We start from the raw sequence: 14866 nt of genomic DNA, 5'->3' as shown, positions 1-14866 counted from the left end.
TCGATCAGCGGGCGGATCTGCGGGAAGACGGTGGGCGGGGTGACGCCTTCGATGACATTGGCCTGTACCGTGATCGTCTGCACGCGGTTACGCCGTTCGATCACCGCGTTTTCGGCGGTGACCTTGAACCCGTCGATCACCTGGCTCAGCGGCAGGTAGTCCCCAAGCGCGGCGGAATAGACGATCTGGTCGGGCAGCTGCCCATTGCTCGCGGATTCCGCACGCGGCACCCGCACGATGATGTCGATCAACCGGTCCCGTTCGCGGTAGGTGCCCGCGGTGATCCCATTGGTCGACAGGGCAATCGCATCCGCCACATCGCTGCGCCCGATGCCCACGGCCTGCGCACGGTCCTCGGCATAGACAGGGCGGGTCACAAGCACTTTCTCGCGCCAATCGACATGTTCGGTATGCAGCAGCGGGGTTGAGTCACGCAGGATATCCTCTGCCTGATCGGCCAGATCGCGCAGCACTTCGGGGTCAGGGCCAGAAAAACGCGCCTCGATATCCGACCCGCCACCGGGGCCGAAAATGATCCGCTTGGTCTGCACCTCTGCCCAAGGCAGCGCGTTGATCGCGAACTGGTCAAGCTCGGCGCGTAGGGCGGGGATCGCATCAGCCGAGGTGGCGCGCACCACCAGCTGCCCGATCGAAGGGTCGCTGTCTCCGGGCGTGTAGGTCAGAACATAGCGCGTCAGACCGGCACCGATGGTCGTCGTCACAGTGTCCACGTCGTCGCGCGCGAGCAGCCAATCCTCGATCACCGCAAGATCGCGGGAGGTCGACTGGATAGAGCTGCCTTGCTCCGCCTTGTATTCAAAGTAGAACAACGGCGTGTTGGACGCAGGGAAGAACTGCTGTTTGACCTGACCAAAGATCATCACACAGGCCACCGTGGTGCCGATCAGGCCGGCAAACACCAGCCAGCGGAACCGCAGCACCAGCCGGACAAGGTTGCCATAGCTGCGGAAAATCGGGCCGTTATACCCGCTGTCGTCATCTGCCAGCCCGCCGATCTTCAGCATATAATGCCCCAGCAAAGGCGTCACAGTCACCGCCACGACCCACGACATCAACAACGAGATCGCGATCACCGCAAAAAGCGAGAACATGAATTCGCCCGTGGCGTCAGGCGACAGACCGATCCCGGCAAACGCCATGATCCCGATGACCGTGGCACCCAGCAGGGGGATCTGCGTATTCTGCGCCGCTGTATCCGCGGCGGCGACCGAGGGCCGCCCCTTGCGCATTTCTTGCTGCATACCCTCGGCGATGACGATGGCGTTATCCACCAGCATCCCCATGGCGATGATCAAGGCCCCAAGGCTGATCCGTTCAACTTTGACGCCGAACAGATACATGAAGAAGAACGTGGCCAGCACGGTCAGCAAAAGCGATACACCGACAACAACCGAGGCGCGGACCCCCATGAACAGCGCAAGCACCCCGATCACCACGCCCACGGACATGGCAAGCGACAAAAGGAAGCTGTTGTTGGCTTCGTCCACGACGCGGTGTTGTTCGTAGATCGGCGTGATCTCTACCCCGACGGGAAGGAAGGTTTGCAAGGTCTCAAGCTGCGCTTCGACGCGTTTGCCGACCTCGACGATATTTTCCGATTCCAGTCCCGAAACGCCAAGGGTGAAGACCTCTTGCCCGTCTTGACGCAAAAGGTGGTCGGGGGCGTCCACACGGCCCCGCGACACGGTTGCCACGTCCAGCAGGTTCAGCACCTCGCCCTGAAAGCCGAAGGTCAACGCGCTGATTTCATTGACACTATCATCGCCCGAGGGACCGTCGATCCGCAGGTTGGTATCGCCCGTTTCGACAAAGCCGGTGGGGTTGATCGCTGTGGATTCACTGATCGCGCCGATGATCACGCTGGGATCGATGCCAAGCTGTGACATCTTTTGCGACGCTGGTTCGACAAAAATCGCCTCTTCCGGCAGCCCGTCGATATCGACNTTGGCAACNCCGTCGACCGTCAGCAGGTCACGCCGGATGAAAGTCGCGATCTCCCAGATCTCGGAATCCGAAAAGCCGGGGGCGGAGACGGCATAAAGGATACCGAAAACATCGCCAAANTCGTCGTTCACCTGTGACGGATAGGCCCCCGAGGGCAGTGAGCTTGCCGCGTCAGACACACGGTCGCGCAGATCATCCCAGACCTGTGGCAGCTCGGTCCCGTCGTATTCATCCTGCATCTCGACTTCGATGACCGACAGCCCGTGGGTATTGCGCGAGGTGACGGTCTTGACCTCGTCCATCTGCTGGATTTCAGCCTCTAGCACCTCAGAGATTTCGGTCGCCACCTCTGCCGCGCTGGCACCGGGATAGGCGGTGGCGACGATGGCGGATTTCAAGGTAAAGCTCGGGTCTTCCAGCTTGCCGACCGACAGGTAGCCAAACACACCCCCAAACAGGGCGAAGAGGATGAAAATCCACGTATAAAGCGGATTTTCAATGGANAAACGTGCGATTTTCATAGTTTACTCGATGCTCAACCCGTTGAAGGGGCGCACGGTGTCGCCCTCGCGCAGCAGCTGTGTGCCAGCGCCGACAACCAGGGTGCCCGGCTCAAGCCCCGTGGCGATGATATCTGTGCCGGTATTCGAGGACACGTCGACGTTGACCCAGCTGACCTGACCCTGTTCGCCGGTCTCGTCAGGGGNATAGACCATGACCCGCGCCTGATCCTCGGCCATAACCACGGCGGAAGGGGGCAGGGTCGTTGCAGTGTCGTCGCCCGCTGCGATCCGCGCGGTGACGCTCATCGATGCGCCGGGGATCAGTTTGGGCGTGACCCGATCAGAGGGGAGCGCAAGCGTCACGCGGTAGCTTTGCCCGATGCTTTGCGTTTCGGCGTTGAACTCGCGCAATTCAAGCGGCACACCACCGGCAAATAGCGGCGACGTGCCGGTAAATTCGACGTCAGCCGCATTTGAATACATCTGGAACATCTGCTCGGGAACGTCAATCTCGACGCGTACTTCCGACATGTCATGCAGTCGCACGATGGCCTGACCCGGAGAGACATTGGCATAATTCGGCGTCAGACGCGAGGCGACCAAGGCGCGAAACGGGGCGATCAGCGTCGCGTGGTCCAGCGCCTCGCGGGCCTCGCTCAACGCGATCCGCGCCAGATCGCGGGCGGTTTCCGTATCCTGCGCCTGNGCCGTGGAAACTGCATTGCTTTTGGCCAGCGTTTGCGAACGTTCGAAATCCCGTTCGGCTTGGGTCAGCTGCACCTCGGCACGTTGTACCGCGCGTTCAAACGGCACCGGGTCCAGCGCCGCGATCTGCACGCCTTCTTGCAGGAACTGCCCTTCTTGTGCGTCGAACATCACCATGCGGCCGCCGACCTCGAACGACAGGTCCACTGTTTCCAGCGCTGCGATCTTGCCGAAAAAGACCCGCTGCACCTGCGACGCGGCACCGCCCGCCTCTATCAATTTGACCGACCTGATCGGCGCGGGCGTGCCCGAGGGGGTCAGGTCATCGGCGTCTTGTGCAACAAGAGGCGTCGCAAGGGTGGCGCATAAAAGGACGGAAATCAGCTGCTTCATATCAAAGGCCTTTCGAGTACTGGGCGGTACTTACGCGCAGTGACGTACAGTTCAACCCCCCTTGGTACCGTTCAGCACTTTTATTTCACCCATACACGCCCTAGTTCTGCATTATGAATGAAAACGCATCAAAATCGCGAATACTGTCGACAGCGCGCGCCCTGTTCTTCGTCAAAGGCTTTGAAAAAGTCACGACGGACCTTTTGGCGCGCGAGGCTTCTGTGTCCAAGGCGACGATCTATCGCCATTTCGACAATATGTCGGAGATCCTGCAAAATGTGCTCGAGGCCGAGGCAGAGGTTTTTCGCGCCGAGGTGTTGGGAGATATCTCCGACCATCCCGATTTGCGCACCGCGCTGATGTCGTTCGGGCGGAAATTTCTGAGCTTTCTGGGGGAGCAGGATTCGGTCGAATTTACCTGTCTGATCCACGAGGTCGCCCGCGACTACCCGCAGATCGGTCGCACCTTCTATACCGCCGCCTTCGAGGCGGTGTGCGCCGCCGTTTGCGGTCTGCTGGTGCAAGGACAGGAAAACGGCGACCTGCGCGACGATTTCGACCCGCGTGATGTCGCCGAAGACCTTATTTCATTGCTCAAGGGCTTTGGCATGGTCCGTGCGCAACTGGGGCTCACGACGCGCCCCTACAAGGATATCGACCAGCATGTCACCCGTGCGGTCGATACCATTCTGGTCGCTTACCGCGCGTCAGGCGGGGTCGGGTCGGCATAATTCGCCACATGCATGATCGCGGCCTGCGTATTGTCGCCGCTGATGTTCAGCTTGGGGCCCAAGGGCAGTGCGCTCATCCCCAGACGGTTCATCCAGCGTTGGAACACGGCAGGCACGATCCCGATCACATGGGTCGCCCCTTGTTCGGTCGCGGCACGCGCCATGCCCCGGATCAGCTTGGTCTGGATCGCCAGCCGCCGGTGCGCGGGCTCGTTTTTTGATAAAAACAGCCGCGTGGCTTCCCAGACATGGGGCATTACCGGCGCGTCTTCGTAAAGCACATATTCAGGGATATCCGGCAACATACCGCGCTGCGCGTCTTTCAGCATATAGGTATAACAGCCGCATTGCGCCGTGGTCGGCAGCAACCGCACGCCCGCCAGCACCCGGCCGTATTCATGGATCACGACAGACCGGCTTTGGGGGGTGTCGTACTGGTCAAACTCCATCCCTTCGGTATGGGGCAGATCCCATTCCTTTTGATCGATAAAAACTGATTTGCGTGCTTTCAGAAAATCTGAATAGAGTTGGCCATACCGATACTGGTTGCCGATATGCACCACTGTCTCTTCCAGCCGTGTCGCGTATGAAGGGACATCACTTTCAACGGGTCGTGTCTGAAGAGCGGCCTGAACCGAAGGCTCCAACTGGATCGTCTCTGCACGCTGGTGCGATTTTGCGTTCTGGATACCCATTGTTCTCTGCCTAAAGCTCCGCTCAAGTAACGAAAAAGTTAACAAAATGCATACAGCCACGGTTCTGCCATGATCGCAACAAATTTTCCACCAATAGTTGAGGTGTATCGTAGTGAAATATCAGCAGATTCGTTTGGCGCTCAATTCCGCGCCAGGCTGACGGAGGAAGCGCAACATGGAAGCAATTGACAATGTTAATTTGCCTCAGGCCCGCCCGGTTCTAAGCCGGCTGCGGGATTATGCGCTTGTGGGCAGCCGTGCGTTTGGCCAGCGGGCGATCATCTATACCGCAGCTATTGCTTTGGCAGGCTATTACTATGAGCTGAGGGTCGCGCTGTTTTTCTTTTTCGCGATCGGCTTGTGCGAAATCTATGACATCGTCGTGCTGCGCTACATCCTGCGCAACACCCGGTCCAAGACCCTCAAGATCCGCAAATCGCTGTTCCACATCTACATGACCACGGCGCTCAGTGCGACGACGATTGCGCTTTTCTGCATCTCGATCGCGATCCAGCAGGGCGTGGGAAACAGCCACTTTCTGCCGCTTTTCCTGTTGATTTCCGCCTCTATCTTCGCGGCGATGAACAACCACCAGTTTTTGTATGTGCTGGGGTTTCGGCTGGCGATCTACATCGGGGCGATCCTCTATATCCCGATCCGCGATGTCGTCGTGGCGCGCCCGTCGCTGGACTCTGAAATCTGGCTGAACCTCTTTACCGCGCTGTTTGTTCTGGGCTTCGTGTTCGAACTCGCCCGGACCTTCATCAAGGGGTATTCCGCGCTCATGAAGAACCGCCTCGCGCTTCAGACCGAGAACAAGAATGCCCTCGCCGCAAGCGAGGCTAAGACCCGTTTCCTGTCCACCGTCAGCCACGAATTGCGCACGCCGCTCACGTCGATCCGCGGTGCGCTTGACCTGATCAACGCAGGGTCAGCGGGCGAGGTGCCGGACAAAATGTCGCGGCTGCTCGATATCGCGACGCGCAACTCGAACCGTCTGGGGGATCTGGTCGGGGATTTGCTGCTTTTGCAATCAGCGGATGTGGGGAAATTCTCGCTTGATCTGGGTAACGTGGATCTGGCCGAGGTCGTGAACACGGCCGCCCATTCGTTCCAGCCCTATGCCAGCCGCTTTGGCGTCGCGGTAGAGATCAACGTTGCCGCAGACCAGCCCATCGTGCGCGGCGACAAGAAACGGCTCGATCAGGTGATCGTGAACCTGCTGTCCAATGCCGCCAAATTCTCGGAAGCGGGGGGCACTATCCGTGTGGGCCTCAAACGCGAGGACGAGAACCTCGTGATTTCGGTCGCGGATCAGGGCATCGGGATTCCCGAGGGCAGTGAAAGCGTCATCTTCGAGGAATTCGGCCAGATCGATTCAAGCGATCAACGCAAGTTCCAGGGTACGGGCCTTGGCCTGTCTATCTCGAAACGTATCGTGGATGCCCACGGCGGCAGCATCGCCTATGAAAGCAAGCTCGGCGTGGGCACCACCTTCTGTGTTGTGCTCAAGGCAGCGGATGCGGCCAAGGCGGTTAAGCCCGAAAGCTATTCCACCGCCGCCTGATCTATCGGCACGGCCCGCAACATCAGCGGGCCATCGGGCCGCATGGTAAAGGTCAGGTTCGGTGGCGCGACAGGGTGGTCCGTCAGTTCAAAAGACGCCCGCCGCAGCGCCGAGGCAAGCAGCACCATAATCTCTGTCTCGGCATATTGCGCCCCGATGCAGATGCGCGGCCCGTCCCCAAAGGGAATATACTGTCCGCGCGGGTACTTACGGTCCAGAAACCGGTCGTGCTGATACAGCGCGGCGTTGTCCCACAGCAGCTCGTTCCGGTGCAGCGCATAGACCGGGAACATGATCACGTCGCCCTTCTTGAACGTCACATCCTTGATCGTCACCTCATCCGTCGCATCACGGGCGAACAAGGCACCTGCGGGGTACATCCGCAGGGTTTCGCGCACATGCGCGTGCAGCTTGGGCATCTTGGGCAGATCGTGAAAGCCGATGGGCCCGTCACCGCAGGCCTCCATCACCTCGGCGCGCAGATCGGTCTGTACCTCGGGGTGCATCGCCAGCAGATACAGCCCCCAAGCGATTGTATTGGCCGAGGTTTCATAGCCCGCCGCGACAAAGGTCAGCAGGTTATCGACCGTCGTTTCTACATCTTCCTTATCCGTCTCAAGCGCCTCGATCAGCAGGTCAAGAAAATCGACCGCCTCTGCATGGCGCTGCGCGCGGCGGTTGGCGATCACGTCATGGGTCAACTGCCTCAGATCACGGATCGCTTTCTTGCTGCGCAGCCATTTCAGACGGGGCACCCACTTCGGCAGACCCATCAGATCGAACAGCGACATATAGCTGATATAGTCGGTGAACCGTCGCATCCCCTGACGGACATCCTGCTTGGACACAGCCTCGTTCCCCGAGAACATCACCCGCGAGATATTGGTGAGCGTCGCCTCTTGCGCCGCATCCGATACATCGACCTCGCCCGCCGTGCGCGCAAAGAAATCCGCCAGCTCGTCGCCGGTCTGGGCAAAGTGTCGGGTCAGCACGGGCAGGTTGCGCGCGGCAAAAAGCGGGGCATAGCGATGCCGTTGCGCGCGCCATTTCTCGCCTTCCGACAGGATCATGCCGTTGCCGACAACGGGGCCGATGACGTTATGTGTAAACTCCGCCTTGGGAAAGCGACGCCCGACACCGGCCAGCAGTTCGGTCACCATATCGGGGTCACAGACATAATGGATCTTGGCCGGCCCTTTCAGATAGCTTTGCGTGCGCGTCGCATCGGGGATCACCGAAAAGATGTTCTTCCCCGCTTTTTTGGCAAAGTCGATCAACCCGACATCGGTCTTGGCCAGATCCGCCTCGACAGGGATCGGGTGCGCCGGTGTCGCCCCATCGGGCGCAGGCATATTCTGTGTATTCATTGTCGTCTCCTTGCCGGCCCACGGGTGGCGTTTATCACACCGGTGTTTCTAGCAGGGAAACAATGATTAATTCTATCTAAAGTTACGCGCCAACGCGAAACGTCAGGTCGCAGAGGTCTTGATGCTGTAGGTGCGTAAATGTGCGGCAGCGTCGGCGCGGGTCATTTTGCCTTGGGCCAGTTCCACCATCATATCGGCGTGTTCCTGATCCACAGCGGCCTGCAGCTCGTATCCGTTCTGGTCCAGAAAATCGCTGGCGACAAAGAAGGCCGTGCGCTTGTTACCATCGACAAAGGCGTGGTTGCGGGCGATGGCTTCGGCATAGCAGGCGGCCAGTTCAAAAAGCGACGTTTCACCAAAGGCATATAGGTTCATCGGGCGGGCCAGTGCGGATTCCAGTAGGTCACCATCGCGCAACCCGCGTGCGCCGCCGGCCAGCTCCAGTACGCAATCGTGCATGTATTCAACAAGTTCGCGGGTGACCCAGCGGGGCTCCGTCATCGTTTGGCGAGTTCCAGTATCGTGCTGCGATGCCGTTCAAGCCCGCGCGCCACGCGGTCTTTATCCTGCGCGGTCACCCCTTCGGTCAGGGCGGTCAGGCGACGGTATTCATCTGCTGACAACAGCACCAGACGGTCACGTTGGTGGCTGGTGATGATGACAGGCTCGCTCATCGCCGCATCGCTGAATGCGCCGATGTTGTTCTTGAATTCGGTGGCGGTGACACGTGTCATGGGGCTCTCCTGTAGCGTCACCGCACAATATAGGCAAAATGGACATTTTGTCCATATGGGCCGTGGTCACAGCTTCGGCTGGACCGTTAAGGTAAGACCAGCTCTTCCCCGTTCTGCCAGCTTTGCGCCAGCGCCTTTGCCTCACCTTTTTGCTGGGGTGCCAACTGTTGGCCCATTTGCATCAACCGTTCTTCGGGCGCATCCAGCGCGCCGTCGCGGTCATAGGCCATGGCGGTATCCTGCAACGCCCATGCGGTCACGGGGTCCGGTGTGACGCTGATCCCTTCGGCATAGAAATGCGCGAGCTTGGAAAGGGATCGCGGCTCTCCGCGTTCGGCGGCGGCACGGTACCAGCGCGCGGCCTCTGCCGGATCAGCGGGGCGGCCCTGACCGTTTTCATACAGCAATCCGACGTTCAGATAGGCAACGGGTTCGCCGTATTCCGCAGCTAGCTGATACCAGACCATCGCCTCGTCAAAGTCCTGCTGCACACCGCGTCCAAGCGCATAGTGCTTACCCATGTTGACCTGCGCAGCGGGGACGCCATTGCGCGCTGCCTCATAGTACCAGCCGACGGCTTTCTCGTCATCTTGCGAGGTGCCAAGCCCCTCGGCATAGNGGTTGCCCAGATTGATCTGCGCGGGGGCATAGCCNTGTTCTGCCGCGAGCCGATACCATTCAAGCGCNTGNCCGTGGTCCTGCTTTACCCCGACNCCGTGNTTGGCCATCCACCCCAGCGAATATTGCGCGTCNGCCAGACCCTGTTCCGCCGAGGCACGCAAAAGCTGTTGTGCTTCTTCGGGGGCCGCCTCGCCGCCGCGACCTTCCAGCAACAGGATGCCCAAGCGGTACTGGCCCATNGCATTGCCTTGCTCTGCCGCTTTGCGATACCAGGCGCGGGCCTCTGCATCGCTTTGCGCTGTGCCTTCGCCCAGTTCATGCATGTTGCCCAGACTGAATTGTGCCTTGTCAAACCCTTGGGCCGCAGCGCGGGTGAAATAGTCGAACGCGGTTTTCGCGTCGGGGTCGACGCCTTGCCCAAAGCGGTAGGACACGCCCAGAGAGTTCAACCCGCAGGGGTTGTTCTGTTCGGCAGACTTCTTCGCCCATGCGACTGAATCATCAAAGCTTTGCGGCACACCATCACCGCCGCGGTAGTACAGGCGGCCGACCTGACATTGCGCCTCGGCGTCGCCCTGTTCGGCNAGCGGNANNAGNAGTTCCAGCGCGTGNGTATAATCGCCTTGCTCGAACGCGGCCATGCCGTCCTGCACAGTCTGGGCCTGCGCGGCCACGGGCATCACCGCGGCCAGTACGGTACGGCCAAACCAGCTTCGTTTTGTTTTATCTGCCATCGAAAGGGTCCTTCTTGTCGGGTGGGCAGCCTGCTGCCTTTTCGCGGTTTCGTAACGCGTTTCCCCTATCGATGCACGCCGCCACCCCGCCAAATCTCGGCGGAAAATTGCGTGTTTCTGCTGTGGCTTAGGCCGTGGTGCCCCGACCGGCAAAGACCCGCGTGCGGGCGCGGGGGTGATCGGCAAAAAGGATACCCATGGGTAACTTTAGGCAGGTGCCGCACCGGCCCGACGCGACGCGCGCTGCGAGACGAAGGCGCAGACCAGAAGCTGCGAGATATGGTAGATCATCAGCGGCAAAACGATGGCACCGACCAGATCGGGCGCAAAAAGCGCCGTGGCAATGGGCAACCCGCTGGCAAGGCTTTTGGTGGACCCGCAGTAGAACAGCACCGCGCGATCCGCGTCGGGCATTCCCGTCGCCTTGCCAAGGGCGATCATCGACCACATGCCCACGGCCAGAAACAGCCAGACCACGGCAAAGAGCAGCATCAGCGTGGTGACGGGAATAGCGGACCAAAGGCCCGAGACTGTNCCCGCGCTGAANGCAGAGTAGATGATCAGCATGATCGACCCGCGGTCCACGATCATGGTCAGCAGCTTGTGGCGTTGCACAAACCCGCCCACCAGCGGACGCATCACCTGCCCGACGATGAAAGGCAGCAAGATTTGCACGCCGATTTTGCCGATGGCATCCAGACTGACGCCGCCGTCGCCTTGATGCAGCAGCAAGGTCACCAGCACCGGCGTCAGAATGACCCCGATGAGGTTGGAGACGGACGCCGCGCAGATCGCCGCAGGCACATTGCCGCCCGCAATCGAGGTGAAGGCGATAGAGGATTGCACGGTCGAGGGTAGCACCGACAAAAACAACAGCCCCATGGTCACCGTCGCCCCGAGGATCGGGCTGCACAGCGTCGCCAGCAGCAGGCCAATCAGNGGAAACAGCACATAGGTCGCGCCAAAGGTCATCCCCTGCAGGCGCCAATTTGTGATGCCAGCCTTGACCGCGCTTGGATCCAGCTTGGCCCCATAAAGAAAGAACAGCAACGAGACGGCCCAGAAGGTCACCCCGCGCAGGCCTTCGGCNGCNACACCTGTGGCAGGCAGCACNATGCCCGCGATCACGGTGGCCAGCAGCAAGATCATATAGGCGTCGATGCCGATGCGTTTGATATAGTTCATGGGAATGCCTGCGTTGTCGAAAGATCGATATAGGGGCGCTGCCGGCCCGTAAAGGGCGAGCGGNGGCGTGACNCTCCGCTNGCCCATGTGGCGCGGGATCAGAAGCCTGCGGCTTGCCCGTCTTTGCGCGGATCAGAGCCCGCGGCGTAACCGCCTGCCGCGTTGCGTTGCACCAGTTGCGCGCCGCCGAAGCCAAAGGCGTTGTCCGGTGCCTCGATCTGGATCGCATGGCCAAGCGCCTTGAGCCCGTCGAGCAGATCGGCAGGCATCGACGGTTCGCAAGCGACGGCCAACCCCTCGATCGCGCGCCAGCGGGGGGCATCGGCGGCGGNCTGGGGGTCTTGGTCCCACAGCTGCGTGCGCAGCAAAAGCTGCATATGGCCCTGTGCCTGAATGGGCCCGCCCATCATGCCAAAGGCCATCAGGGGCGCGCCGTTCTTCATGGCGAAGCCCGGAATGATCGTGTGAAAGGGGCGTTTGCCCGGTGCGACCTGGTTGGGGTGGCCGTCCTGTGTCGTGAAGCCAAAGCCGCGGTTCTGCATGGACACACCCGTGCCCGGCACCACCACGCCAGAGCCGAAGCCCGCGTAGTTCGACTGGATAAAGCTGACCATCATGCCCGAGGCATCACCGACGTTCAGCAACACGGTGCCGCCCTGTTTCGGGGCCCCCGCGCCAAAGTCCTGCGCCTTGTTGACATCAATCAATGCGGCGCGGGATTCAAGGTAATCGGGGTCAAGCAGGGCCGCTTCGTCCACGTCGGTCATGTGATCGCGATCGGCGACATAGGCGTGCAGATCGGCATAGGCGAGCTTGATCGCCTCGATCTGCAAATGCACGGCAGCCAGATCGTCGGGGCCGTGGTCGCGGATGTCGGTGTGCTGCAACATGCCAAGCGCCATCAGCGCGGCGATACCCTGACCGTTTGGCGGGATCTCGTGCAATTCGACGTCGTCAAAGCTTTGGCTGATGGTGCCGCACCAGTCGTTGTGATGCGCTGCCAGATCGTCGGCTGTCATTGCGCCGCCATTGGCCTTGGCGAAGGCCGCGATCTCTTGCGCGATCTCGCCTTCGTAGAAGGCGCGGCCCTTGGTCTCGGCAATAGCGCGCAGGGTGCGCGCGGCACCGGGGTTGCGGAAGCGTTCGCCGGGTTTGGGCGCGCGTCCCTCGGGCATGAAAGTCTCGGCAAAGCCGGGCTGGTCCTTGAGCACCGCGGCCCCTTTGGCCCATGCCGTGCCCACGACCGGCGACACGATAAAGCCGTCTTCGGCATAGCGGATCGCGGGGGCCAGCACGGTCGACAGGCCGAGGCTGCCGAATTTTTCAGACAGTTCGACCCAGGCGCTGACGGCACCGGGGACGGTCACGGCGTCCCAGCCATGTTCGGGGATGCCGTCCTTGAAATACTCGGGCGTCCAGGCGGCGGGCGCGCGGCCCGAGGCGTTCAGCCCGTGCAGTTGCTTGCCGTCCCACAGGATGCAGAAGGCGTCAGAGCCAAGGCCGCAGCCCGTGGGCTCGACGATTGTTAGCACAGCCGCCGTGGCGATGGCCGCATCCACAGCGTTGCCGCCTTGTTGCAGGATGGACAGACCGGCTTGGGTCGCCAGCGGTTGCGAGGTGGCGACGACATTCTCGGCCAGGATAGGCGAGCGGCGCGACGGGTAGACGGGATCATGACGTAGGCGCATGGGATGGCCTTTCTGTAGATGTACGGTTTTTGAGGTGACTGCGGATGGCCCAGACAATGGACACGAAAGCCGCAATCAGGAAAATCAGGCTGATGGGGCGGGTGAAGAATAGCGTCGGGTCTTCGTCCGTCATCAGCGCGCGCCGCAGGTTGGTTTCGGCGATCGGGCCCAGAATGACCCCCAGCACCAAAGGTGCCAGCGCATAGCCAAGGGCGCGCAACGTGTACCCGGTGATGCCGATAAAGATCAGCAGGTAAAGGTCGGTCACGCGGTTGTTCAGCGCAAAGGTGCCCACGACGCAGCAGGTCATCACCACCGGCACGATCAGCCATTTGGGCACTTCGGTCACCCGCAGGAACAGCCGCATGGAGCAGATCGAGACGATCAGCATCATGAAGGACGCGACCACCATCGCGATGAACATGCCATAGACAAGGTCACCGTGATCCATGATCAGCCGTGGCCCGACCGAGATGCCATGCACCATCAGCGACGCCATAAGGATCGCATCGACAGCCGACCCGGGGATGCCCAGACCGATAAGCGGGATCAGCCCGCCGCCCGCGGTCGCGGAGTTGCCCGCCTCGGAGGCGACGATGCCGTCGGGTTCACCGGTGCCGAATTTGTCACTGTTTTTGGACCCGCGTTTGGCCTGATCATAGGCGACAAGGTTGGCGATGGACCCGCCCGCACCGGGCAGGGCGCCGATCAGCACCCCCACGATGGACGACCGCAGCAGGTTGACGGGCCGCATCAACACTTCTTTCATCACGGTCCATGTCTGGAAATCGATGGCCCCTGTGACCAGCGCATTGCCCGACCGCACACTGTCGGCATTCTCTACCTCTGACACAAGCTGCGAGATGGCGAAGATCCCGATCAGCACGACCAGAAACGGCAGGCCGGCCTGTAGCATCTCTATGCCGAAATCAAAGCGCGGGCGGCCCATGATCGGGTCTGTCCCCACGGTAGAGATTGCAAGCCCGATCAGCCCCGCCAGAATGCCGCGCATGGCTGAGGTGCCGACAAGGCTGGCGACGATTGTCAGGGCAAAGACGATGAGCGAGAAATACTCCCACGGGCCAAGGCGCACGGCGAAAAGCGCCAGCGGCGGTGCGGCGAAAATCAGCACGATGGTCGAGATCACGGTGCCAAAGAAGGACGCCCAGACCCCGATGGACAGCGCGCGCCCCGGTTCGCCGTTGCGCGCCATGGGGAAGGCGTCAAAGGTGGTGGCGACCGACGATGGCGTGCCGGGGATGCCCAGCAACGCCGCCGAGATCAGCCCGCCAGTATAGCCGCCCACATAGACCGAGAGCATCACGGCGATGCCTTGCAAAGGCTCCATCGTGAAGGTCAGCGGCAGGGTCAGCACAATCGCCATGGTGACGGTGAAACCGGGGATCGCCGCCGCAACGATGCCCGCGACGGACCCCGCCAGCATATAGGCGAGCGTCGCCAGCGTGAAAATCTGCGCGGCCCCTGTCATGAAATCAGTCATTCAAAGCACTCCGCGCGGTAGGAAAACGGTGAACACTTCGGCAAAAAGCCAGTTCAGCCCGAAGGAGAAAACCACAGCCACCACAGCAGCGAGGGCAATAGACTTGGGTGTGCGTGGCATCAGGATCACCTGAAGCACGAACAGGAAGATCAGGCTGGCGATGGAAAACCCCAGCACCGGAATGACCAGCAGATAGGCGGTGAGCGCGCCAAGGCATACAAACACCAGATAGCAGCGTTTGGCCCATGCTACGGCCTGTGCTGCGAAATCACCGTAAGCGTGGCGGGGGATCTGGCGCAGCGCATCAATGATCGCGATGGCTGATACGATCGCCATCGCGCCAAAGATGATCTTGGGGAACGCCCCCGCGCCAAGCTTTTCAAAACGCGAGGTCGCAATGCCGCTGGCCGAGATGAACAATGCGATTGAGGCCAGCAGGAGGAAGACATAGCTCAGGAGGCGGGCAACCAAGCCCGC

At 60.8% G+C, this 14866-nt stretch carries 13 protein-coding genes; 2 read left to right on the top strand and 11 right to left on the bottom strand.

The window, feature by feature from the left end; genetic code table 11:
- Nucleotides 1-2486: efflux RND transporter permease subunit (locus tag CBB63_RS07775; protein ID WP_286698737.1), on the bottom strand; the 2486-nt coding region annotated here is incomplete at its 3' end.
- A gap of 3 nt (nucleotides 2487-2489) precedes the next feature.
- Nucleotides 2490-3566 carry an efflux RND transporter periplasmic adaptor subunit gene (locus CBB63_RS07770; RefSeq protein WP_286698736.1) on the bottom strand — a complete coding sequence of 359 codons (1077 nt, stop codon included), beginning with the start codon at nucleotides 3564-3566 and terminating at the stop codon, nucleotides 2490-2492.
- A gap of 113 nt (nucleotides 3567-3679) precedes the next feature.
- On the opposite strand from CBB63_RS07770, the gene CBB63_RS07765 reads away from it, so the two are divergent.
- The gene (locus CBB63_RS07765) at nucleotides 3680-4297 is read left to right on the top strand and encodes a TetR/AcrR family transcriptional regulator (protein WP_114865448.1); all 618 of its coding nucleotides are present in this window, start codon (nucleotides 3680-3682) and stop codon (nucleotides 4295-4297) included.
- Here CBB63_RS07765 and CBB63_RS07760 read toward each other — a convergent pair.
- A complete protein-coding gene (locus tag CBB63_RS07760) occupies nucleotides 4264-4992 on the bottom strand; it encodes an acyl-homoserine-lactone synthase (protein WP_005848699.1) in 729 nt (242 codons plus the stop codon). The two genes, CBB63_RS07765 and CBB63_RS07760, sit on opposite strands and share 34 nt — an antisense overlap.
- Nucleotides 4993-5167: 175 nt before the next feature.
- Between CBB63_RS07760 and CBB63_RS07755 the strand changes: the two genes are divergently transcribed.
- Nucleotides 5168-6559, top strand: a complete 1392-nt coding sequence (locus CBB63_RS07755; protein WP_114865449.1) for a sensor histidine kinase — start codon at nucleotides 5168-5170, stop codon at nucleotides 6557-6559.
- Here the strand turns inward: CBB63_RS07755 and CBB63_RS07750 are convergent.
- From CBB63_RS07750 to CBB63_RS07715, 8 genes are all read right to left on the bottom strand, one after another.
- Complete coding sequence (locus CBB63_RS07750) at nucleotides 6541-7926, bottom strand: cytochrome P450 (RefSeq protein ID WP_114865450.1); 1386 nt, start codon at nucleotides 7924-7926, stop codon at nucleotides 6541-6543. The genes CBB63_RS07755 and CBB63_RS07750 overlap by 19 nt on opposite strands.
- Before the next feature lie 102 nt (nucleotides 7927-8028).
- Nucleotides 8029-8427 (bottom strand): type II toxin-antitoxin system death-on-curing family toxin, encoded by a 399-nt coding sequence (locus CBB63_RS07745; protein ID WP_132998057.1) that lies wholly within the window; start codon nucleotides 8425-8427, stop codon nucleotides 8029-8031.
- Nucleotides 8424-8660 (bottom strand): type II toxin-antitoxin system Phd/YefM family antitoxin, encoded by a 237-nt coding sequence (locus CBB63_RS07740; protein WP_005848692.1) that lies wholly within the window; start codon nucleotides 8658-8660, stop codon nucleotides 8424-8426. The genes CBB63_RS07745 and CBB63_RS07740 overlap by 4 nt, the downstream gene beginning before the upstream one ends.
- A gap of 86 nt (nucleotides 8661-8746) precedes the next feature.
- A complete protein-coding gene (locus CBB63_RS07735) occupies nucleotides 8747-9922 on the bottom strand; it encodes a tetratricopeptide repeat protein (RefSeq protein ID WP_502695883.1) in 1176 nt (391 codons plus the stop codon).
- A 300-nt stretch (nucleotides 9923-10222) separates the two neighbouring features.
- A complete protein-coding gene (locus tag CBB63_RS07730; RefSeq protein ID WP_286698734.1) occupies nucleotides 10223-11200 on the bottom strand; it encodes a bile acid:sodium symporter family protein in 978 nt (325 codons plus the stop codon).
- 98 nt (nucleotides 11201-11298) lie between these two features.
- The gene (locus tag CBB63_RS07725) at nucleotides 11299-12888 is read right to left on the bottom strand and encodes a gamma-glutamyltransferase family protein (RefSeq protein WP_286698733.1); all 1590 of its coding nucleotides are present in this window, start codon (nucleotides 12886-12888) and stop codon (nucleotides 11299-11301) included.
- Nucleotides 12872-14389, bottom strand: coding sequence for a tripartite tricarboxylate transporter permease (locus CBB63_RS07720; RefSeq protein WP_064215692.1), 1518 nt, complete (start codon nucleotides 14387-14389; stop codon nucleotides 12872-12874). The genes CBB63_RS07725 and CBB63_RS07720 overlap by 17 nt, the downstream gene beginning before the upstream one ends.
- Nucleotides 14390-14860: a tripartite tricarboxylate transporter TctB family protein gene (locus CBB63_RS07715; RefSeq protein WP_240790874.1), complete on the bottom strand. Its 471-nt coding sequence runs from the start codon at nucleotides 14858-14860 to the stop codon at nucleotides 14390-14392.
- Between the last annotated feature and the right edge of the window lie 6 nt (nucleotides 14861-14866).

Origin of the sequence: Sulfitobacter sp. TMED3 (assembly GCF_002167505.1) — a bacterium.
GTDB classification, from domain to species: Bacteria; Pseudomonadota; Alphaproteobacteria; order Rhodobacterales; family Rhodobacteraceae; genus Sulfitobacter; species Sulfitobacter pontiacus.
This window is presented reverse-complemented; position numbering and strand designations above follow the sequence as displayed.

Coding starts and splice junctions, on each gene's coding strand:
- CBB63_RS07755 (WP_114865449.1), top strand. CDS start 5,168: ATGGAAGCAATTGACAATGTTAATTTGCCTCAGGCCCGCCCGGTTCTA.
- CBB63_RS07720 (WP_064215692.1), bottom strand. CDS start 14,389: ATGACTGATTTCATGACAGGGGCCGCGCAGATTTTCACGCTGGCGACG.
- CBB63_RS07750 (WP_114865450.1), bottom strand. CDS start 7,926: ATGAATACACAGAATATGCCTGCGCCCGATGGGGCGACACCGGCGCAC.
- CBB63_RS07765 (WP_114865448.1), top strand. CDS start 3,680: ATGAATGAAAACGCATCAAAATCGCGAATACTGTCGACAGCGCGCGCC.
- CBB63_RS07760 (WP_005848699.1), bottom strand. CDS start 4,992: ATGGGTATCCAGAACGCAAAATCGCACCAGCGTGCAGAGACGATCCAG.
- CBB63_RS07745 (WP_132998057.1), bottom strand. CDS start 8,427: ATGACGGAGCCCCGCTGGGTCACCCGCGAACTTGTTGAATACATGCAC.
- CBB63_RS07740 (WP_005848692.1), bottom strand. CDS start 8,660: ATGACACGTGTCACCGCCACCGAATTCAAGAACAACATCGGCGCATTC.